General features: G+C 44.1%; 17 protein-coding genes. 5 read left to right on the top strand and 12 right to left on the bottom strand.

The features are described 5' to 3' along the window. Positions 1-2: 2 nt before the first annotated feature. The gene (locus ACED60_RS12365) at positions 3-1,541 is read right to left on the bottom strand and encodes a diguanylate cyclase domain-containing protein (protein WP_371727678.1); all 1,539 of its coding nucleotides are present in this window, start codon (positions 1,539-1,541) and stop codon (positions 3-5) included. Positions 1,542-1,889: 348 nt separating this feature from the next. On the opposite strand from ACED60_RS12365, the gene ACED60_RS12370 reads away from it, so the two are divergent. The 3 genes from ACED60_RS12370 (at position 1,890) to ACED60_RS12380 (ending at position 7,510) form a co-directional block, all read left to right on the top strand. Beyond that, the gene (locus tag ACED60_RS12370; RefSeq protein WP_009847020.1) at positions 1,890-2,522 is read left to right on the top strand and encodes a DUF2760 domain-containing protein; all 633 of its coding nucleotides are present in this window, start codon (positions 1,890-1,892) and stop codon (positions 2,520-2,522) included. Further along, the gene (locus ACED60_RS12375; RefSeq protein WP_371727679.1) at positions 2,522-4,531 is read left to right on the top strand and encodes an Hsp70 family protein; all 2,010 of its coding nucleotides are present in this window, start codon (positions 2,522-2,524) and stop codon (positions 4,529-4,531) included. Before ACED60_RS12370 ends, ACED60_RS12375 begins: the two co-directional genes overlap by 1 nt. A 138-nt stretch (positions 4,532-4,669) precedes the next feature. Continuing rightward, positions 4,670-7,510, top strand: a complete 2,841-nt coding sequence (locus ACED60_RS12380; protein ID WP_371727680.1) for an Hsp70 family protein — start codon at positions 4,670-4,672, stop codon at positions 7,508-7,510. Positions 7,511-7,682: 172 nt separating this feature from the next. On the opposite strand, the gene ACED60_RS12385 is transcribed toward ACED60_RS12380, so the two are convergent. From ACED60_RS12385 to ACED60_RS12420, 8 genes are all read right to left on the bottom strand, one after another. Further along, on the bottom strand, positions 7,683-7,898 hold the full coding sequence (locus ACED60_RS12385) for a hypothetical protein (protein ID WP_009847023.1): 216 nt from the start codon (positions 7,896-7,898) through the stop codon (positions 7,683-7,685). Positions 7,899-8,167: 269 nt separating this feature from the next. Further along, positions 8,168-8,641 (bottom strand): DUF2947 domain-containing protein, encoded by a 474-nt coding sequence (locus tag ACED60_RS12390; RefSeq protein WP_029223788.1) that lies wholly within the window; start codon positions 8,639-8,641, stop codon positions 8,168-8,170. Positions 8,642-8,761: 120 nt separating this feature from the next. Next, positions 8,762-9,349, bottom strand: coding sequence for a ribosomal protein S5-alanine N-acetyltransferase (gene rimJ / locus ACED60_RS12395; RefSeq protein ID WP_009847025.1), 588 nt, complete (start codon positions 9,347-9,349; stop codon positions 8,762-8,764). 71 nt (positions 9,350-9,420) lie between these two features. Continuing rightward, positions 9,421-10,965, bottom strand: coding sequence for a transcriptional regulator TyrR (tyrR, locus tag ACED60_RS12400; protein WP_102249796.1), 1,545 nt, complete (start codon positions 10,963-10,965; stop codon positions 9,421-9,423). A 187-nt stretch (positions 10,966-11,152) separates the two neighbouring features. Next, positions 11,153-12,205, bottom strand: a complete 1,053-nt coding sequence (locus ACED60_RS12405) for a YcjF family protein (protein ID WP_371727681.1) — start codon at positions 12,203-12,205, stop codon at positions 11,153-11,155. A gap of 14 nt (positions 12,206-12,219) precedes the next feature. Then, on the bottom strand, positions 12,220-13,593 hold the full coding sequence (locus ACED60_RS12410) for a YcjX family protein (RefSeq protein ID WP_371727682.1): 1,374 nt from the start codon (positions 13,591-13,593) through the stop codon (positions 12,220-12,222). Positions 13,594-13,816: 223 nt separating this feature from the next. Then, positions 13,817-14,002, bottom strand: coding sequence for a hypothetical protein (locus ACED60_RS12415; RefSeq protein WP_004734731.1), 186 nt, complete (start codon positions 14,000-14,002; stop codon positions 13,817-13,819). A 164-nt stretch (positions 14,003-14,166) separates the two neighbouring features. Beyond that, the gene (locus ACED60_RS12420; protein WP_029222862.1) at positions 14,167-15,684 is read right to left on the bottom strand and encodes a fumarate hydratase; all 1,518 of its coding nucleotides are present in this window, start codon (positions 15,682-15,684) and stop codon (positions 14,167-14,169) included. A gap of 254 nt (positions 15,685-15,938) precedes the next feature. Between ACED60_RS12420 and pabB the strand changes: the two genes are divergently transcribed. Continuing rightward, positions 15,939-17,327, top strand: coding sequence for an aminodeoxychorismate synthase component I (gene pabB, locus ACED60_RS12425; protein ID WP_371727683.1), 1,389 nt, complete (start codon positions 15,939-15,941; stop codon positions 17,325-17,327). 121 nt (positions 17,328-17,448) lie between these two features. Here the strand turns inward: pabB and ACED60_RS12430 are convergent, their stop codons facing one another. The 3 genes from ACED60_RS12430 to ACED60_RS12440 all read right to left on the bottom strand — a co-directional run bounded on the left by ACED60_RS12430 (position 17,449) and on the right by ACED60_RS12440 (position 20,485). Then, complete coding sequence (locus ACED60_RS12430) at positions 17,449-18,066, bottom strand: porin family protein (protein WP_009847031.1); 618 nt, start codon at positions 18,064-18,066, stop codon at positions 17,449-17,451. A gap of 177 nt (positions 18,067-18,243) precedes the next feature. Further along, positions 18,244-19,941, bottom strand: coding sequence for an ATP-binding protein (locus ACED60_RS12435; protein ID WP_009847032.1), 1,698 nt, complete (start codon positions 19,939-19,941; stop codon positions 18,244-18,246). 1 nt (position 19,942) lies between these two features. Further along, on the bottom strand, positions 19,943-20,485 hold the full coding sequence (locus ACED60_RS12440) for a heme NO-binding domain-containing protein (protein WP_017096742.1): 543 nt from the start codon (positions 20,483-20,485) through the stop codon (positions 19,943-19,945). Positions 20,486-20,809: 324 nt separating this feature from the next. Here ACED60_RS12440 and ACED60_RS12445 point away from each other — a divergent pair, with 324 nt between their 5' ends. Beyond that, positions 20,810-21,409 (top strand): CoA pyrophosphatase, encoded by a 600-nt coding sequence (locus ACED60_RS12445; RefSeq protein ID WP_371727684.1) that lies wholly within the window; start codon positions 20,810-20,812, stop codon positions 21,407-21,409. The last annotated feature ends 63 nt before the right edge of the window (positions 21,410-21,472 follow it).

Here is a 21,472-nt window from a genome sequence, read left to right on the forward strand (position 1 = left end):
ATTTAGCCTGCAATTGTAACGCGATTTCGGCCATTTGACTTACTTAGGTAAAGCATACTATCGGTTTTTTGAAGGAGCTCTTCGATGTCTTCTTTACTGCGGATGGTAGCACCGATACTTAGAGTACAACTCAATAGTTGACCTTTATGCTCACAGTGAGACTCGCTCACCGTATCTAAAATACATTCTAAATAACGTGCCAGCGCGTCGTGTTCAATGACGCTCGAAATGATACCAAACTCATCTCCTCCCATACGGAAGACATGATCGCCCTCTTTCAAACTGCCTGAAATCAACTGAATTACATGAACCAGTAAGGCATCACCAGCCGGGTGGCCAAATTGATCATTAATCCCTTTAAATTTATCGACATCAAATCCAATCAAGCTAAACGGCTTGTCACCTTGTATCGCTTTATCGAGCACCTTATTAAAGGCTCGTCGATTATAAATCTCTGTGAGGCTGTCATGATTGGCAAGAAAACGGAGTTCTTCCGTTCTTTCATCAATCATTTTATACAGGCGTACTTTTTCTTGGACTTGCAGTTTAACGATATAAGAAAGCAACAGTGAAATAGTCGTGCCCACGAGGGCAATCCCGGCCAACACCAGGTAACCATTAAACGAAATGCATGAGTCTATCTTGAAGTCGACAACCCATTCACGGTTAGTGAGTGTGATTTTCTTGGTGATATGTTGTCCAGTCACACCCTCATAACCTTTCGTTTCGAACAAGACAGGTGCATCTTCGGCTTCAAAACCGACATCACTAACGCGGACATAAACATTCATATCCCCAACCGTCGAAGCCAGCAAGTTCTCAAAATAGTATGTGGTGCGAACCACACCAATTACAACGCCGAGTAAGTTGTCACTCTCTCCCTCAAAGACAGGGTGATACACCAACATGCCACTCTTTTTTGTGTCTTTATCTAGCCCATCTTGTATCAAGCGAACTTTGTCTGAAATATTCGCCTTACGTGTCTGTTTGATATTATCTAGAACGAGATCAAATCGCTCTCTAGAAGAGTAAAAGCCAAGAACTTTGTTGTTTGGTTCTGTATTGGGGAAAATATCGCTAGCAACGAAAGCTGGCTGACCATCCAAAATGTAGCCATAGATTTTTGCTTGGTTCTTAGGAATGGTATACAGCTTAAAGAATGGGTACTTTTCTTTCATTTTCGCCGTGTGCTCAGCTATCTCGTCTGCGGGCACTTTTTGCATCCACTGCAAGGCAATTAAACTCTTTGAATCATCTATGGTTTGCTTAGCAAAGCGATCAAACTTATCCCAATTTTCAGGGTCATTTGCGTAGAAAAAATTAGCACCAGACCCAATATATGCCACATCATTATCTATAAAGGCTTCCAAGCTCAATGTCTGGTGAGTAGCAAAACTATCCAAATTCATATTCAGCGCACGCTTTTGATTAAGCATGACTAATACAAAGCACAAAACAGTAATCAAAAAACTGACCGAAAATACGACCAACGGGAGAGTTTGTCTCTTCAACCCTGTTAGTGGGTCAGTAGTTTGGGGCATGCGGGTTCCAAATAGGCTCTATTGAATGAAAAGTATATAACGGACGGAAATAATGCTCCATTCATGTTTAGTCCTAAATGTCACATTAAACGGGCATTTTGTAAATTTTACTGACCCCCATGACCAATAACCAGACAAATCTCGACTAAATTTCAAGCTAACACACTAAAAAGCCACTTGTTTGAAAACATTAAATACACCTCTTAAGCCTTGAATATGCTAGTATCCACCCATATTTATAGCTTGAAAGCGACCGTTTCAGTCTCGTGCTACCGAGTTTCTTTCCAATCTGTATATTCCTTTAAACCGACGAATATACCGTTAAATCAATTTTAAAGAGAAATCACTATGATCGTTGATTTGAACCTAATCCCACAAACGTTTGATATGCTTCACGCAGGCCTAACTGCATCAAGCGTTTTACTACTGCTTATTGCCGTTTCTCGTAAAACCCAAGTGGTTGAGAAAGTCGTAGAAAAGCCAGTAGAAAAGATCGTTGAAGTTGAAAAGCCAGTTGAGAAAATTGTCGAAGTAGAGAAAGTTGTTGAAGTTGAACGTGTAATCGAAAAAATCGTAGAAGTTGAATCTAAGCTGGCAACAGCACCAACAGATTCTGCAATGCAGCTACTGTCTATCATGCAGCAAGAAGCTCGTTTAATTGACTTCCTAAAAGAAGACCTAACTTCATTCTCTGACGAAGAAGTTGGCGCAGCAGCACGTGTAATTCACACTGGCGGTAAAAAAGTGTTAGCCGATTACGTGACGCTTTCTCACATCCGTACTGAAGATGAAGAAACGCGCATCACGGTTGTTGAAGGTTTCAACCCTCAAGAAATTCGCCTAACAGGCAACGTAACGGGCAATGCACCGTTCAATGGCACATTGGTTCACAAAGGTTGGAAAGCAACTGACATGAACCTGCCTAAGCTTGCTGAGAACTACGATGCATCTGTGATTGCACCGGCAGAGGTGGAGCTATAATGGAACACCAAACTCAGCCATCATCACACGAGTCTTCTTCTCAAGAACATACGCCGCAGACGCATTCACAAGAGCTATCTTCTCAAGAGCAACAGCAAGCGCCTAAGTTCAGTGTCGGTATCGATTTAGGTACTACACACTGTGTTTTGTCTTTCATCGACACAACAAATGAAGACGCTCGCGTTGAGGTGATGCCAATCCCTCAATTGACGGCTCCAGGTACCGTAGAAACTCGCAGCCAACTTGGCTCGTTCCTATACCAGCCGCACGAACATGAAATGAATGCGGGCTCTCGCGTTCTTCCTTGGTCTTCTGAACCTAAAGCGCTAGTCGGTGCGATTGCTCGTAACCTAGGTTCGAAAACCCCTATCCGTTTGGTCGCAAGTGCAAAATCTTGGCTATGCCACGGTGGTGTTAACCGTCGTGATGCGTTTCTTCCAGCAGGCAGCCCTGAAGAAGTTGAAAAGGTATCTCCGCTTAAGACAACTGAGTTGTACCTTGAGCACCTTAAAGATGCTTGGAACCACGCTAACCCAGAACACAAACTGGCAGACCAAGATGTAACGATCACCGTTCCAGCTTCGTTTGATCCAGCGGCTCGAGACCTAACGGCTGAAGCTGCGCGTAATGTTGGTTTTACTCACCTAACGCTTCTTGAAGAGCCACAAGCAGCTCTTTACAGCTGGATTGATAACAGCAACGATACTTGGCGCGATGAAGTGAACGTTGGTGACATCGTTCTAGTTGTCGATATCGGTGGTGGTACAACCGACCTTTCGTTAGTTGAAGTAACACAAGACGAAGGCAACCTAAGTCTGAACCGCATCGCGGTAGGTGAGCATATCCTACTTGGCGGCGACAATATGGACTTAGCGTTAGCTTACCGTCTGAAAATGAAGTTAGCTCAAGAAGGTAAAGAACTGGCTCCTTGGCAGGTTCAAGCGATGACTCATGCGTGTCGTGATGCGAAAGAAGCATTGCTAAATGATGCTGAACTTCAATCTGTGCCCATCGTTGTTCCAAGCCGCGGCTCTAAGCTACTTGGCGCAACACTGAAAACAGAACTGACTCAACAAGAAGTACAACAAACATTGGTTGACGGCTTCTTCCCACAAGTCGCTGTAACGGATCACCCGGTACAGAAAACTCGTGGTGCATTGACTCAAATGGGTCTACCTTACGCTCAAGATGCGGGTATTACTCGTCATATTGCCGCGTTCCTTTCTAAGCAAGCCAATGCGCTTTCTGGAAATAGCGAAACCGCTCAACAAGATTTCAACCCGTTTGCAAACATGCCCGGTATGCCCGGTACAGAAGCGCAAGGGTCAGAAGCGCCAGCAGCAGACTTCATCAAACCAACAGCGGTACTGTTCAATGGTGGTGTTCTAAAATCTAACCTACTTGCTGATCGTCTTTCAGACACGATCAATGAATGGCTAATTAATGCCGACGCTGAATTCGCTAAAAAGCTTTCAGGCTTAGACTTAGATCTAGCGGTTGCAAGTGGCGCTTCTTACTACGGCGAAGTACGTCGTGGCCAAGGCGTTCGTATCCGCGGTGGTATCGCTTCTTCTTACTACGTAGGAATTGAAAGCGCGATGCCAGCTATCCCAGGTATGGCTCCTCCAATGGAAGCACTGTGTGTTGCACCATTTGGTATGGAAGAAGGCTCAAGCGTTCAAGTTCCTAGCCAAGAGTTCGGTCTAGTGATTGGTCAGCCAGTACACTTCCAATTCTTCGGTTCAACAACACGTCGTGAAGACCAAGCAGGTACGCACCTTGATCACTGGGCTCCAGAAGATCTTGATGAGCTTCCTGAAATCCAAGTGACACTGCCTGTTTCTGAAGGTCGTCGCGAAGGTGAAGTGGTTCCGGTGACTTTGGCGTCTCGTGTTACTGAATTAGGCACGTTATACCTAGAAGCGATTGCCACTGACAATGGTCAGAAATGGCACGTTGAGTTCGACGTTCGTGAAGACTCGAATAGCGACTCAAACGAACAAGCATAATGAATCAACGGCACCTTAACGGGTGCCGTTACTTTATCAATGCGATTCCCTAGCCCTGTATTAAAAGCATTCCAAAGACAATAATAAGACCAAGACTATCCATTAACTGGTCATCACTTTGGCAGAATAAGGTTTTGTATGGCATCTCCTCGTTTTTTAGTCGGCATTGACTTAGGCACAACCAACACTGTGGTTGCCTACTGTGAAATCAACGACGACCTACAACATGCTCCCGTTTCTCTTTTCGATATTGACCAACTCATCGGCCCCGGTGAAGTGGTTCGCAAGCCGCTACTTCCATCATTTCGTTATCATCCCGCACAAGGTCAGATCTCCCCTTCCGATCTCACCATGCCTTGGGAACCGAACTTAGTTGAAGGCGATATTCAAAACGTCATCGTTGGTGAGTGGGCTCGCGAACTGGGCGCAAAAGTTGAAGGCCGCCAAGTATCCAGTGCTAAGAGCTGGTTATCTCACCAAGCGGTTGATCGTAACTCCGACATTCTTCCTTGGGCAGGCGCAACTGACGTCGATAAGGTGTCTCCTGTTGTCGCAAGTGCAAGCTACCTGAACCACATCCGTCAAGCATGGAACTACCGTAATCCAAGCAATAAGCTTGAAGACCAAGACGTTGTAGTCACCGTTCCTGCTTCATTCGATGAGACAGCACGTAAGCTGACACTCGAAGCCGCTGCTCTGGCTGGCTTAGGTAAGATTCTATTGCTCGAAGAACCTCAAGCCGTTTGTTATGACTGGTATGCACGCCACCAACAAACCGCTGCAGATGAACTTCAACAGATCCCGCTGATTCTAGTGTGTGATGTTGGTGGCGGTACTACCGATTTAAGTTTGATCGAAGCTAGCTTCAACTCAAGCAATAGCGATGACCAAGAGCTCGCACTCGACCGTATCGGGGTCGGCGAACACTTGATGCTAGGGGGTGATAACCTCGATTTGGCCCTTGCTCACCTTGCAGAGCAACGCTTCAATCAAAACAAAAAGCTGAATGCGTCTAGCCTAACCAAGCTTATTCAGCAGACTCGCGCCGCAAAAGAGAGCCTGCTTTCTGCTGATGCGCCAGACGATGTAAAGATCACCATGCTGGGCAGTGGTTCAAAACTGCTTGGTGGTACCAAGAGTATTGGTTTAACCAAACAAGAAGTTCATCAGATTGCTCTGGAAGGTTTCTTCCCACTTTCTGAATTCACTGAAGTGCCAGACAAACGCCGCAGCGCGGTGGTTGAGTTCGGCCTGCCCTACGCAGCAGATCCTGCTGTAAGTAAGCACGTTGCCGAATTCCTAGCGACCCACCAGCAAGTATCTAAAGCCGCATTGGAAAAGTCAGACTCTGTTGAGTTTGATGATACCAAACCTGCAATTCCTGTTGGTGTGCTACTCAATGGTGGTGTGTTCAACAGTGAACTGGTAACAGAGCGAATTACTCAGTTACTTGGCAATTGGAACGGTGCACCAATCACCGTCTTAGATAACCCTCACCCTGACTGGTCTGTAGCCCTTGGTGCTGTAGCTTTTGGTAAAGCACGCCGTGGTGCACAACTGAAAATCGGTGGCGGTGCCGCTCGTTCTTACTTCTTGCATCTACAAGAGAAGAACAAGATGGGCAAAGCGCTTTGTCTGCTTGCCAAAGGTACTGAAGAAGGCCAAGAGATACGCTTAAACAGCCGTCGTTTCTCGCTGACTTTAGGTGAGCCAGTACGATTTAATCTACTGACTTCAACCCACGATCAAATTGCTCATGACACCGCTATTCAAAATGGTGTGATGGTCAATGTCGACGCTGACTTGTTCTCCCCTCTTCCACCGTATATTTCAACACTGGAAGGTTCAGGTACTGCAGAGCTCCAAGCCAACCAAAAAGAGCGTGTTGAAGTGTTGCTTGCTTGTCAGTTAACCGAAGTCGGCACATTGAAAATGGAATGTGTGAGTACGGAAGATGACACTAAGCGTTGGTTGCTTGAGTTCGAAGTAAGAAACAAGCAAGGTGATGAGTCTGATACCGCTAAACTTCACCCAAGACTGGATGAATGTAAGGAATTGATTTCTCGTCTGTACAGCGGCAACAAGAAGAGTGCTGAATCGAAAGAGATCAAAACACTATCGAAAGATCTTGAGAAGCGACTCGGTAAGCGTGATGAATGGGACTTCACGACCCTTCGCCATCTGTTTGATACCTTTTCATTAGGTCGTAAACGCCGTCGTCGTTCAGAAGCACACGAGAAGAACTGGCTGCGTTTGGCGGGTTACTCGCTGCGTCCAGGCTTTGGCGATCCGACTGACTCATGGCGTATCGAACAAATTTGGGGCCTTTACCAACAAAACATTCAGTTCCAGAACCACCAAGGTTGGACGGACTGGTGGGTATTCTGGCGTCGTGTTGCGGGTGGCCTGAATCAAGAACAGCAAGAAACCATCTTGGCTGATATCGCGAAGTACCTTCACCCAGGTGCAATGAAGAACCCTAAGACAGCGAAAGATGCGCAAGACAATGGCTATGAAGCCATGGTGAGATTGGCAGCGTCCCTTGAGCAACTCGAGGTGGAAGATAAAGTTCTATTGGCTACATGGTTCTTGAGCAAAGCAATTAACCATAATCAGTTCGAACAGGCTCACTGGTGGGCTCTGGGTCGCTTAGCGTCTCGTACACCTTTATACGGAAGCCAACACAGCGTCATTCCAAGAGAGCAAGCAGAACAGTGGTTACCAAAGCTGCTTGACCAGAATTGGCAGAAAGAGCAAATGATTGCTTTCGCGGCAGTGATGATTTGCCGCAAGACAGGTGACCGACAGTTCGATATCTCTGATGACTACCGTGCTCAAGTTCTTGATAAATTAAAGCAAAGCAAGGTACCTGATTCATGGCTAACGCTAGTGAGTGAAGTCACTGAACTTTCTGAGAGCGAGTCTAAACGCGTATTTGGTGATGCATTACCAAGCGGCTTGAGCCTGATTAATAACTAGGTTTAAAAACGATTAGCTTTAGTTGTTAATGAGTAAAGAAGCTAACGAGAAAAGAAAAAGCCACTTTCGATTCGTTGAAAGTGGCTTTTTTATTGGTGGCTTAAGGCTGGTATGTTTAGTCGACTTATCGCATCTTGGTTAAGAGCCTTAGCCGTATTGCAGTTCATCATTGTTAATGTTTCGTTCCTGTTGGGTTGATAGGAAAATCCGTATTTTCATAAATATCAGATAACTTTTTCGGTTTCTTCTCTTTAGCTCCTTGGTTCAATTGATTATGAGTTTCGCTTAAAAGCCATTCCTCATGCATTTTTGCTGAATCCAAAAACTCTGGATCTTCCATTGCTTCCTTGCGAAGTTTATTTACACGTTCGAGAGTATCCCAAATCATAATACTTCACCTCCACTAAGGCAGTAATATAAAGATAGCTCAACCCCACAAAACTTCAACTAAGCCAATGAGATAGCGATCTCAATTTCGAAATTTAACTGCCTCTATGTCTGTAAAAATAGTCATCCTCAGCTGAGGTAAAATAATCGTTTCCTCCCGGTGATCTTCGAAGATCGTTAGGCATAAAAAAAGCGAGCTCAATGCTCGCTTTTTGTCTGTCTATCTGTTGATTGGATCGTCAACACTCGCTCGATTAAATCACACCGAACTTAAGCACGGTTGCCAATTTTAACGGTACCATTTGTAGCAAACCAAAGTGCTTCTGAACGGCGGCGACCTAGTAGAATCGGGCCATCATCGTAGAACAAAAAGTTTTTCCAATGCTTCTTGAAAACCGACCACTTGGTTTCAAGTACATTGTATTTTTCATAGCAAAAATAAACAGTTACGTCATCTTGCCAATCAATGAAGTTAAGGATTTCTTCTGGCATTTCAGGTTCATCGGCTTCCCAATTTGCCATCCAGCTGATCTCTTCATTCCAGTTCGACGCTTTGCTTGGCCAATCTTGCGAACTTAGTCTTTCTGCATCCGGGCTTTGAGGGCTCACGTTCTCTTTCCAAAACTGAGATGCTCTCGCCTGTGTCATTGGTTTTATCTTTTCCAAATCTTCAGCGGGTAGTGGCATTGACTGGTGAGTGAAAATCCATTTTCTTTGGTATTCTTCCAAAGTTGTATATGACATCAAAATTCCTCAAATATCTACTCAGGCTTATGGGCTTACCATGCCTATATGTTCTTTCGATACAGCGATGACTTCATTTTATTTATGTTCTCCGCTGTATCTAAATTCAATGTTTTACACTCACACGGAGCGTTTATCTTGCCAGTTTGGGTTTACCAGTGCCGTCAACACGTGATCTTCCCATTTACCGTTAATCTGTAGGTAATCTTTGGCAAAACCTTCTCGAACAAAACCAAGATGCTCTAATACACCCGCACTTCGTTCGTTGTGAGGCATATAGCCCGCCATTAAGCGGTGCATGTTCTGCACATCAAACATGTAGTCTTTAGCCATGCTCAAGCCTCTGCGCATGTAACCGTGGCCCTGTGCACTTTGCGCCAATGAGTAACCGACATTACAAGCGTAGAACGGGAAACGAGACAAATTACTGAACGATATGGTACCTAACATTTCATTTGAATCGGCATTAATCAACAAGCAATAATAGCCTAGCCCCAATTTATGGAGTTCGTTTAACTTAATCAGCCGTTGAGCCCAATCAGCTCTGTCAAAGAACGCATCCTCTCGGGTCGGTTCCCAAGGCTTAAGGTACTCTCTGTTCACCTGAAAGTACTCACTGATCATGCTCGCATCATAGATCTCAGCCGTTCGTAAAATTAGGTTGCCATCACGTTTATCAATACGTTGCTGCGTACTCGAATCTTCCATAGTCTTGTTCTTATTTTTGTCTCTTTTTACGTTACCGCCTCACTCTTACCGAATTTAGCAGTCTAATATCATCAACTCTTTCTGATACCGTAATCACGAAGCTTATTCGCTATTGAGGTGTGAGAAACATTCAGACGTTTAGCAAGCTTACGGCTTGATGGGAAAGACTGATAAAGCTTCTCTAAAATCTGAGATTCATAGTCTTTCATGATCTCGTCAAGCGAGCCGTCTAAGCTTAAGTTCGCCATTCCAGCAGTCATAGTGTCAAGCTGTGGCAGGTGGAATTGCTCAACCGTTAACGTATCTGAATCCAACTCTGTTAGTGCACGTAGAACCATGTTGTCTAACTGACGAATATTGCCCGGCCATTGGTAGTTGCCTAATTGATCGATTAGTTCTTGAGTCAACTTTGGTTTCAACATACCTAACTGCTGTGCGTACTTTGCAACGAATAGCTCCAGTAATGGCGCAACATCGTTTGAACGTTCACGCAAAGCAGGAATCGACAAAGTCAGTACGTTCAAGCGGTAGAACAGATCTTCACGAAACGAGCCCGAGTCGGCTAATTCAGAAAGGCGATGGCGCGTTGATGCGATAATACGAACATCCGCGTGCATCTCTTCTTCTTCACCAACACGACGGAATGAACCATCTTGTAGGAAACGCAGCAGTTTGATTTGTAGATGCGGGCTCATTTCGCCGATTTCATCTAAGAATACCGTACCGCCATTCGCTTGTTCAAAGATGCCTTTATGACCTTGCTCATGGTTGAATGAGCCCGGTGCATGTCCAAACAATTCCGTTTCTGCTACGTCATCAGGCATTGATGCACAGCTTAGAATCAAAAATGGAAAAGAAGATCGATTTGAACGGTTATGACACGATTTCGCCAGCATCTCTTTACCCGTACCTGTATCCCCTTCAATAAGCAGAGGTTGATCTAGCATAGCCAGTTTCTTAGCTTGACTGATCAAGGCTTTATGGCGATTAGAGACACCAACAAAGTGTTCAAAACCTAGGTTATTCTGTTCAGGGATGGCGTCTGGCGCGTTCATTTCTTGGTTACAAGAACGAATCGTCATTACTGCACTCGCCAGTACCGCCTCGTTGACATCACCACCTAGATAAATAGGCAGAATTTCAATAGAAAAATCTAGGCCATCTAGCACCACGACTTCACGATGACGCGTTACATCGCCTTCAATCCAACGAGCGAAGTTGAAGCTAGGAACGAACGTCGCTAGTGGCTCACCGATCACTTCTTCTTCTTGTTTGTTGAAGAGGTTCAATGCAGCGTGGTTTGCCATGTCGACTGAGCCTTTAAGGTCAATCGCAATCACAGGATCAGGTAGGTTTGCCAGCAGGGCAATCAGTTCTGTGTTATGCCTTTCGCTTGGCATAAACTGGATTTTACGTACATCCTTCACACCTGAAATTCGGCGAATTTCAGCCATAAGTTCACTAAAAGCATCAAAATTAATATCCGGGCAATTTAGGTAAATAATACCTTTAACATCAATTTCGATTCCTCTTAAATCAATGCTTTTTGAGGCCAAGATATCGAGCAACTCACGTGTTAAGCCGAGTCTGTCTTCACACAATACTTCAAGACGCACAAATAGTCCTATTATAGGTGTCAGGATAAGTTGACAGTAGTGTGAATTAAGCTCTAAGTTCAGTCAAGAAGAAGAGTAAACATATGTTTACTCTTCGCTCGCAAATCACTCAACTTCCTTGTGTATATAGACTTTATAGGAAGGTAATTCGCTTTATTTCCTACATTTCAATTTTAAGCACTTCGCTTTACTTTAAGGTAATGCGCTTTATTTCAGAAAGGACGGCTTTGCGAAGGTCGGATAGTTTTACTTTTCGCTCACTATGCCAAGGCATAGGACGCAGCAATGTCATGGCTTTTAAGCCCAGTCTCGCAGTGAGGATGCCGACACCGAGCCCCTGCCCAGCTCGAGCTGAGACTTTGCCTGCAAGATCCATCGAGACGAGATCCATACTCGCATCAATCGCGAGTTCACTGGCTCCTGCAGCGGCCATGTTGATTAACACCAGTTTAAATAGCTTTATACGAGACCAGTAGCCAAGCTCAATGCCATACACATCAGCAAGCTTGTCTATCATGGTGAAATTACGCCACGCCACCAGCAACATATCAGCAGCAGCCAATGGACTCACTGCAACCAAAGCCGCCGATTCGGTCGAGAACTTAGTGACGATTTGAGTCGCCACTTTATCTTGCTGAGCAACAACCAACGCATCGTACATATCCAACACTTCTGCATCACTGTGCGCCGGATTAATACTATTTCGCCACTTATCGTACGAAGGAGACTCAGCCACTATACCGCCCTGCTTAGCAATGTTTTCACAGAACGCTTTACCTTTACCAACACTCTGGCTTTGCAGTAGCTCTTCACTCTGCTCTTGCACACTGAAATGGTCTTTCAGCGAACGCAGCTTCCACAACTCTTTGCCTATTGCGCCTAAACCTAATGAAGCAATGGCAGCGATAAAACCAGCCCAGCCTAAAGCTAGCCAGTCAGCGGTTTGAATAGCTGTAATGACAGAGTCAATCGCCTGCCATCCGACTAGGCCAGAGAAAGCGACAAGTAAGCCCGTTCCAAACCACTTCTTCTTTTTGCTCGGTCGAATCACTTGTTCCAATTGCAGCTCAGCGTCTCCATCAAGGTCGGTTTCCACTTGTGGTGCAACGGGCACAAACTTCTCTTGTTCCGTGAATAACTTTTGAGCACCCAAATCTGGGGTAACTTCATTCTTATCCGGCTCATCGAACGAGGTCTTTAAAGGTTCATCAAAGACCTGTTTCGTTTTTAATTCACTCATTTTGATTACCTCAATTACTTCAACTTGTCGCCAATGAGATACTCTAAAACCTTGTCGACTCTCAGATGCTGACAAGGCTCGTCAGAGTGCTGCTCCATCGGCCTAAAGCTCGTAAAATCAAACTGGTTGGTTTCCCAATACTGTTTGTTTGGCAGTTTACGCGGCACCTCTCCCGGATACATGGTTTGAGGGACATTATCCAAAGTCACACCTTGCAACGCCGGAACATTGTCTGAGCCTGACGAGATATAACCCGCGCTGGTCGCTTGAATAGACGCAATGCTCATGCAACTCATGTCGATGTGTTCAAACGCCGCCTGTTGCCAAGCAGGGTGTACCATCTGCTGTAACAGCGATACCAAGTTCGGATGTTGATCCGGTGTCACATGGTCAGCCTTAGTGGCAGCAAACAAGATCTTGTCAATCTTCGGCGCAAACAAGCGTCTTAGCATATTGCTTCGCCCGTACTTAAAGCTCTTCAATAACTGTTCTAACGCACCACGCATGTCCATGAAAGAGTCATAGCCTGCGTTAAGTGGTTGTAAGCAATCCACCAGCACGATTTGTCTGTCGAACGTGGCAAAGTGATTCTTATAGAACGCCTTTACGACTTTCTGTTGATACTCTTCATAACGCGCTTTTAAAACCGCATAGTTGCTGGTTTTTGAGAACTTACCCTCGGGAGCAGCGCACGGGAAAAATTGCAGCACAGGCGCGCCTTCAAGCTCACCCGGCAACACGAATCGACCCGGTTGTACCCAGTGCAATCCGTTATCCTTACAAGTATGAAGGTACTGAGTATAGCTATCGGCAATCGCGACCAGTTTCTTTTCTTCTGCTTCGGCTAGCAAGTCAATGTCGCCACGTATTGTGTTCCACTGTTGCGAATAGGTTTCTCTATCGTCTTTCAACGCGGCAAATTGAGATTGACTCCAAGTATCAAAATCCATGTCCAACAAAGGTAAATCAAGCAGCCATTCGCCCGGATAATCAACAATATCGAGATAAAGGGTGCTGTTTTTGCTCAGCAGCTTCTTTGCGCCTTTAGCTGGCTTATATTTAATTGCTAGACGAATCTCACTAACATCTCGCGTTGGCACTGGCCATTCTGGTGGTTGTGCATTCAACGACTCCATTGCTTCATCATAAGAGAAACGTGGGATCATCATGTTTTGTTGCGGGATGCGCTTTGCGCCAATAATTCTGCCATCTCTCGCCGATGCAAGTAGAGGCAGATTTTTGTGGGTAGACGTATGAAGAAGCTGATTAACCAGCGAAGTAATGAATGCTGTCTTACCCGCACGAGAAAGCCCCGTGACCGCTACTCGAATGTGAGAATCCGTTCCTCTGCTTATAAAGTCACTCATTTCTTGAGTTAGGTGTTTCATTTGAACGACTCCGTGATAATTAGGCCAGTCGGTTATGATAATAGATAGGCTAGCCTATGTTCTTTCCCTATTAGGGTTGTTTGTATGCTTTTGCTTTTTCTTTTGCTTGTTCTTTTACTAATAGTGGTGAGTATGCAATACCCATTCTTAATGCTAGATGAATAAAAGCCCCTGACTACATTCATAATCAGGGGCTTTAGAATTTGTCTGCGATATCTGACTCTTAATCGTCTTCAATCAACTTGTAGATAACAAACAGTGCAATCTCTGCGATTAGCCAAAGTGCACAAGTAATCGTCACGTATTTGTTATCAAAGATACTGATCCCTTTCAAGATCAGGTCGTAACCAACAAAAGCACCAATCACCACTGCCAAGATAATCTGTAGGATCTGAATAAAACGAGGCATTCCTCTCTCCTATGTTCTTATATCAAACTATGTGTTTATCACTATATCATTGATAATAAGACAAAAGTGCAAATAATGCTGCACTTTTGTCTTCAACTTTCTGTCAAGATTTGCAATTCAAACGCTGAAGTTAGCGACAATTACAATTTTTTGGCGTCGGTTAATTATGCTTTTTCAGCTTCAGCAATTTTCACTTTCCACGTGTCAGGGCCGATCTGGTGCGCGTTCACGCCATTAGAGTCAACCGCAACCGTTACCGGCATATCTTCAACTTCAAACTCGTAGATCGCTTCCATACCGAGATCTTCAAACGCAACCACACGTGCTTTCTTAATTGCTTTTGCAACAAGATAAGCGGCGCCGCCAACAGCCATTAGGTAAACTGACTTATGTTGTTTGATTGATTCAACGGTCGCAGGGCCACGTTCTGCTTTACCAATCATGCCCATAATGCCAGTTTCTTCTAGCATCATGTCGGTGAACTTATCCATACGAGTAGACGTTGTCGGGCCAGCAGGACCTACCGCTTCATCACCCACAGCATCAACAGGGCCAACGTAGTAAATGAACTTACCTTTCAGGTCGACGCCTTCTGGTAAACCTTCACCACTTTCAAGCATGCCTTGAATACGCTTATGCGCTGCATCACGACCCGTTAAGATCTTTCCTGATAGAAGAACCGTTTCGCCGGTCTTCCAATCTTGAACGTCTTCTTTAGTAATTTCATCAAGGTTAACACGGCGTGTATTTGCGCCTGCTTCCCAAGTTATATCTGGCCACTCTTCTAACTTAGGTGGTGTTAGCTCTGCAGGGCCGCTGCCGTCTAGAGTGAAGTGTACGTGACGCGTTGCCGCACAGTTCGGGATCAAGCAAACAGGCTTAGAGGCTGCGTGCGTTGGTGCTGTTTTGATTTTCACGTCAACCACAGTCGTTAGACCGCCAAGACCTTGTGCGCCAATGCCCAGTTTGTTTACACGGTTGAAGATATCTAAACGAAGCTCTTCTTCTGCGTTCTCTGGGCCTTTGTCGATAAGCTCTTGGATATCGATGTGTTCCATCAGAGATTCTTTAGCGAGTACCGCGGCTTTCTCAGCCGTACCACCAATGCCTATGCCTAGCATGCCCGGTGGACACCAGCCTGCACCCATTGTTGGTAGCGTCTTCTCTACCCACTCTGCAATATCATCAGAAGGGTTCAGCATAACCATCTTGGTTTTGTTCTCAGAACCGCCGCCTTTTGCCGCGATTTGAATTTCAACTTTGTTGCCTGGAACCATATTAATGTGAACAACCGCTGGTGTGTTGTCTTTGGTATTAATACGCTTACCTGCAGGGTCCATTAGGACAGATGCACGCAATGGGTTATCTGGATTGTTGTAAGCTTGACGAACGCCTTCATCAACCATCTGTTGTACTGTTTGATCCGTTTCCCACCTAACATCCATACCGATGTTCACGAAACAAGTAACAATACCCGTATCCTGACAAATTGGACGATGGCCTTCCGCAGACATACGCGAGTTGATAAGAATCTGAGCAATAGCATCTTTAGCTGCTTGGCTCTCTTCTTTCTCGTACGCTTTTTCTAGGGCTTGGACAAAGTCTAAAGGGTGATAATAAGAAATGTACTGAAGTGCGTCAGCGACACTGCTGATCACATCTTGCTTACGAATAACCGTCATTGCATGCCTCTTTATTGTTCTGGTTCCATGTGGGGTCTTGGTTTGACTGTTTTTGTCTAACCGGATTAGTTGGCTTAGCTTTTTATTATGTTGAGCTGTATTTAGTTGCTTTAGCAATCGCTTGCATAGCTGTAAACTAAACCATGTAGTTTGCACCGTTCTAATCAAGAACCCATTTTATTTTCAATTTATGATACTCTTGCTTCCTCTCACACGCCATGCAGTGATCGAACTCTTTGTCACAAATTAAACAAATGAATAACAACGAATTTCGCTCTATCCAAATCAAGCCGCTTGAATATCAATCAACTTTAGCTAAACAGCTGTTTTCTCATATTGAAAGCGTGCCGTGGGCAATGCTATTACGGTCGGCCTCAGAAAGCCACGTTGATAGTCGATACGACATTTTAGTTGCTCAACCCATCGCCACCTTCGAGACAATCGGTGCAAAAACGACCGTCAATGTTAATGAGACGTGCGAGGTTTCAGAGTCAGACCCTTTCGAACTACTCGACCAATATCAGCAGCAATTACTACCCGCAATCAGTGAGCACCCTGAACTGCCTTTCGTTGGTGGTGCTTTAGGGTATTTTAGTTACGATTTAGGGCGACGAGTAGAAGCTCTTCCCTCTCTTGCTAAGCGTGATATTTCTGCACCAGACATGGCGGTTGGATTGTATGAATGGGCTGTGATTGTTGATCATAAGCTTAAAGCTGCGTTTCTTGTTGGGCAAAACATTGATACCCATTGGGATTGGTTAACTCAACAACAATCGCCAAGCCAACAAGCAGAACAAACTCATCAGAAGTTTGGATTAACCACCTCATGGCAATCCAATATGACTGAACAAAGTTATGCCAATAAATTCGATAGCGTTCAAGAGTACTTGTTGTCGGGTGACTGTTATCAGATAAACCTTGCTCAGCGCTTCAATGCCCAATACCAAGGCAGTGAATGGCTCGCTTATGAAAAGTTAGAGCAGTACAACTCAGCTCCATTCTCTGGTTTTATCCGTTTAGCAGGCTGCACCATTCTCAGTGTCTCCCCTGAGCGTTTTTTAGAGCTCAATAGTGGCACCATTGAAACCAAGCCGATCAAAGGGACACGTCCTCGTTCTGAAGATTCCATGATTGATGACGCCAATGCTCAAGACCTGTTAACTGCAGAGAAAGATCAGGCAGAAAACCTGATGATTGTCGACCTGCTTCGTAATGATATTGGCCGAGTCGCAAAGCCGGGATCGGTTCATGTACCAAAGCTATTCGATATAGAGAGTTTCCCTGCTGTGCACCACTTAGTGAGCACGATAAGGGCAGAGCTTGATGTCCAATATTCAGCACATGACCTATTAAGGGCTTGCTTTCCCGGGGGGTCGATTACCGGCGCTCCAAAAGTTCGCGCGATGCAGATCATTGAGGAGCTAGAGCCTCATCGTCGCTCGGCGTATTGCGGTAGCATTGGTTATATCAGCCGTAATGGCAGAATGGACACCAGCATTACGATTCGTACGTTAGTGGCAGAAAACAATACGCTTTATGCTTGGGCTGGAGGAGGTGTAGTATTTGATAGTGATTGTGCTTCTGAGTACCAAGAGACTCTTGATAAGCTGAGTAGAATATTGCCTGTACTGGCTGATAGATAAATTTAATCTAGATTTATTAAAACGGGTTATTAAAAACAGCTAAAAAGCCAATCTGGAAAGTACTTTAATATTAAAAAAGCTAAGTGGGCAATCACCTACTTAGCTTTTCAATAACACTAGTCTAGAAGGTGTATGTTGTAGCCAAATAGAATGAGCCTAGTGTGTGAACGTTAGATAACTCTTTGTTCTTTTCATCTTTCACTTTGATATCAGCTGCTTCCCAATCAATACCTGCACGTAATGCTAGAGCTGGTGCAGCAGGAATTGCATACTCTACGCCCACCCCCATTTTTATACCAGATACGGTTGATGACTTAGTCGCAAAGTATTTATTATTACCACTGTTTTCAATTTCTGAATTTAAAAAGCTATAACCTAAAAGTGCATAAGGTCGAAGACCAATATCGAACGTATAACCAACATTCGCAGCAACGCTAATTGAACTAAAATCTGTTGTGAATGCTTTTGAACTGCCTACTTTTGTTGTAGACGTTCCATATTTAGTATATTGGCCTTCGATACCAATAATACGGTTGATCTGATAACCGGCAATGAGTTTATAAGAAGGTGATTCAGTTTCAGTTGTTGTGGTTTTGCGAGTTATGGCCTTACCAAAACCACCATCATCAAGTTCAGTTGAACCAGCTCCTACTCCGATATAGAAACCATTTGGGTCTTTTTGTGCAGCCACTGCAGATAAAGGTGCAATTAGAGCAAGCGTCACTATCATTTTTTTCATATCGAATCCATTTTTATAGTTTTTCAAACCTCCTTAATATAATTAATAAAAGCGACCAATAAAGTAAGTGAACGTATAGCATTGTCAGCTCACTTGTTACATTGACAATATACTCAAGACATTAGAGACAAATCAATAACGTTACATATTCACTCACTACAAAGGCAATGATATTTATTAGCCCCACTTATTCAGCATTATCACTAAGTCGTTAGCGGTATAGGGTTTACTCAATATATCGTCCATACCAGATTCAATACACAACTCTCGCTCTTCTTTTGTCGTACCAGCGGTTAATGCAATAATTGGTTGGCTATATCCTGAACTTCGCAGTTTCTTCGTCGCTTCAAAACCATCCATGACTGGCATCCGGCAATCCATAAACACAATGTCATACTCATTATTCGACGCTAATTCCAACCCTTCTATACCATTACCGGCAATCGCTGGCTCTATTTCGTATTTGCGTAGCATTTGTTGGATGATGATCTGGTTCATCTTAATATCATCAACCACCAGCACTTTAAGCAATGTCAATTCAACCTCAGACTCAAAACCTTTGGCGACACTATCGCGCTCAGCCAGTGTATCGACAACTTGAAGAGGGAGTGAAATGGTAAATGTCGTACCCGAACCAACAATACTGCTCACCTCAATGTCTCCCCTCATTAACGCAGCTAGCTTGCGACAAATTGCTAAACCAAGCCCTGTCCCTTCGTAATTTCGGCTACTTGAGTTATCGGCCTGTGTAAAAGGTTCAAACAGTGTCTTAATAGCAGATTGAGCAATACCAACGCCACTATCCTCAACAGAAAAAATAAATTGGTCGTTAAGCCATTTTATCTCTACGCTCACATGGCCTTGATCGGTGAATTTAATTGCATTGCCGATTAAGTTCACGAACAATTGAGTAATACGCTCTAAGTCACCGTAGAAGTGACTGGGTACCCCATCGGTTACATTGACATCAAACTGGATCTGCTTTTCAATCGCTCGATTGGTAAAAATACTATCAATGGTATTTTTCAAATCTTGGAGTGCAAATGTTTTGGGAATTAATTCCAGCATACCCGCATTGATTTTACTGTAATCGAGAAGGTCATTAATGATGGTTCTAAGAAACTCACCGGATTGGCTCAAGTTATTCACGATCTCACGTTGAGAACTGCTCAGTTCGGTGTCGCTTATCAACTCCGCACTACCAAGAAGACCATTGAGTGGGGTTCTCAATTCATGGTTAATCATGGCGACAAAGTCACGCGTTGCCCTTTCGGACTCTTCCGCTCGTTTACGTGATTCTATATTTCGGTTAATCGCAAGTTGATGAGTTAACGCACTGCAGATAAGGTCCGTCACTAACAACAGTTGGCTTTGGATGAATTCGTAGTCTTGATCTAACAACCTGACCTGAACGATTAACGCGCCCACAATCACTTTTTCGACCTCTAATGGCACGGTAAGCAAGCAACCTTGCCAATGAGGTTCTTGAATGTCTTTCTCTATTACCTCGACTGTTTCATCACCATAGTCATGGGTTTGTAACTGAGGGATTAGATTGGGGGGTAACACCAAGCGACTGGCTTCAATTAGATAACTGTTAGTTACACTCGCCGTCAATTGGGACAACATCACGTCATCGAGATCACTCCTCAGAAACGCGCGTCCGAAATCAATCAACAGGTTGTCGATTTGTTCTTGGAATTCGATCCGTCGAATATTCGCATTTGAACGCTTTTCTAATTGGCGCAACGCAAGTTCAAGCTGTTGATTGGCCTCAAACAGTTCGAGACTCTTTTGCTCCAACAAGGCTTCAGCCGCTTTCCGTGCTGCTATTTGACGTTTCAGTTTTTTCTCTTGGGCAGATGCCAGATCCATATCACTTTTCTACTTTGAGATTAAACCTAACCACACTTTGGTCATCATTCTGAGGTGTCATTTCTACCACGATGGTTTCACCATGATAGTCAGCACACCCCTCGATTAATCCCAAACAAACGTGAGACATACATCGTGCGCTTTTATAGTCAAAAACAAGTTGCGCTTCGGTCGTGGTGATAAAGCTAAATTGTGGAGGCTCAGCATCTGGGTAGAGCTTCTTCACTTCTACGTGAATGTAACGCTCTACGTGCTGAATAAATTGAAAAGTGGTGTTGCTATGGGCGAGGCTCGCTTTATTCGGTAATGAGGCCAGTAAGTTCTTAAAAACCGATTGTCCAAAAACACGTTGCAGGCTCGCTGCATCAATATCGGTTTTCTTACTCAAGTTTATAATCAATCGAACAAGATCTTTGTGGTCGTAACTTCCGACTGATGTGTAGATCCCTTCATCTTCTGACATCTCTAGAACTTCTTCCAAAAGCTCTAACCCAAACTTGTCTTCAACAAGCTCTAAAAATTCGGTGAATATGATTCCTTTCATTTCATACCTTTTCTTCTATTTCTTTTTAGAATGGTCCACTAAGTCATTGTTATCAAATTCTTAAACAGAAAATGTACGTTTCATCACCCAATTTATGACATGGATAACGCTTACTAGTAGAAGTACACATATTCAAATATAGCAAAATCCGTCACTCTTAGAAGATTGGGAACATTTACCTTGAAAAACGCCGCTACCCAGTCCCTTCTTATTTCCAGTTATTGCCGGTACTAACGGAGGAAAGTGAAGGCAAATTCGAAATTGGTAATCAACACACGGTTATGACTATACTTAAAATCATAATAATCAATATATTGGCTTTATATGAACAAAGATAACTTCCTTCAACAATTCCAGCTCAACTCTACCGTTGGCTATCACCCAGAATCCGTTGAGCGCGTTTCACATATCAATGACGATCAATTGCGTAAAGCAGCAGTGGTAGTCGGCTTAGTGGAACGAGAGGATGGTTTACATATTATTTTTACGAAAAGAGCCGCTCATTTAAAACATCACCCTGGTCAAATCAGCTTTCCTGGAGGGAAACACGAACTCTCCGATCCTTCTATGCAATTCACCGCACTTAGAGAACTTCACGAAGAGGTCGGAATTCGATCGGATCAGGTTAAAATTGTTGGGCAATTACCTACTTTGAGTACCATTAGTAAATTTTTAGTTACACCGATTGTTGTAGTGGTCGATTCGGACTATAAACCCATCATCGATGAGAACGAAGTTGCTTCGATTTTTGAGGTGCCCGCCACCTATGTTTTAGACCAAGCCAAGTTACACAGCCACACTGTTAACTTAAAAAAAATCAAGCATCGTGTTTTTGCCATGCCCTTCCAAGAGCACCTAATTTGGGGCGTTACGGCTCAAATCATCCAATCACTGCAGCAACACGTAGTGCAACAGATTACATAGAAACTACGTTTTGTTTAATCCTTGTTAACAAACACAGCCTTTTCCATGGAACAGATTTATTAA

Origin of the sequence: Vibrio sp. 1F279, assembly GCF_041439815.1 — a bacterium.
In the GTDB taxonomy this organism is placed as follows: Bacteria; Pseudomonadota; Gammaproteobacteria; order Enterobacterales; family Vibrionaceae; genus Vibrio; species Vibrio tasmaniensis_A.

What these genes read in the sequence shown, in the direction of transcription:
- ACED60_RS12365 (WP_371727678.1), bottom strand. Translation starts at nt 1,541, where the DNA reads ATGCCCCAAACTACTGACCCACTAACAGGGTTGAAGAGACAAACTCTC.
- ACED60_RS12370 (WP_009847020.1), top strand. Translation starts at nt 1,890, where the DNA reads ATGATCGTTGATTTGAACCTAATCCCACAAACGTTTGATATGCTTCAC.
- ACED60_RS12375 (WP_371727679.1), top strand. Translation starts at nt 2,522, where the DNA reads ATGGAACACCAAACTCAGCCATCATCACACGAGTCTTCTTCTCAAGAA.
- ACED60_RS12380 (WP_371727680.1), top strand. Translation starts at nt 4,670, where the DNA reads ATGGCATCTCCTCGTTTTTTAGTCGGCATTGACTTAGGCACAACCAAC.
- ACED60_RS12385 (WP_009847023.1), bottom strand. Translation starts at nt 7,898, where the DNA reads ATGATTTGGGATACTCTCGAACGTGTAAATAAACTTCGCAAGGAAGCA.
- ACED60_RS12390 (WP_029223788.1), bottom strand. Translation starts at nt 8,641, where the DNA reads ATGTCATATACAACTTTGGAAGAATACCAAAGAAAATGGATTTTCACT.
- rimJ (WP_009847025.1), bottom strand. Translation starts at nt 9,349, where the DNA reads ATGGAAGATTCGAGTACGCAGCAACGTATTGATAAACGTGATGGCAAC.
- ACED60_RS12405 (WP_371727681.1), bottom strand. Translation starts at nt 12,205, where the DNA reads ATGAGTGAATTAAAAACGAAACAGGTCTTTGATGAACCTTTAAAGACC.
- ACED60_RS12410 (WP_371727682.1), bottom strand. Translation starts at nt 13,593, where the DNA reads ATGAAACACCTAACTCAAGAAATGAGTGACTTTATAAGCAGAGGAACG.
- ACED60_RS12415 (WP_004734731.1), bottom strand. Translation starts at nt 14,002, where the DNA reads ATGCCTCGTTTTATTCAGATCCTACAGATTATCTTGGCAGTGGTGATT.
- ACED60_RS12420 (WP_029222862.1), bottom strand. Translation starts at nt 15,684, where the DNA reads ATGACGGTTATTCGTAAGCAAGATGTGATCAGCAGTGTCGCTGACGCA.
- pabB (WP_371727683.1), top strand. Translation starts at nt 15,939, where the DNA reads ATGAATAACAACGAATTTCGCTCTATCCAAATCAAGCCGCTTGAATAT.
- ACED60_RS12430 (WP_009847031.1), bottom strand. Translation starts at nt 18,066, where the DNA reads ATGAAAAAAATGATAGTGACGCTTGCTCTAATTGCACCTTTATCTGCA.
- ACED60_RS12435 (WP_009847032.1), bottom strand. Translation starts at nt 19,941, where the DNA reads ATGGATCTGGCATCTGCCCAAGAGAAAAAACTGAAACGTCAAATAGCA.
- ACED60_RS12440 (WP_017096742.1), bottom strand. Translation starts at nt 20,485, where the DNA reads ATGAAAGGAATCATATTCACCGAATTTTTAGAGCTTGTTGAAGACAAG.
- ACED60_RS12445 (WP_371727684.1), top strand. Translation starts at nt 20,810, where the DNA reads ATGAACAAAGATAACTTCCTTCAACAATTCCAGCTCAACTCTACCGTT.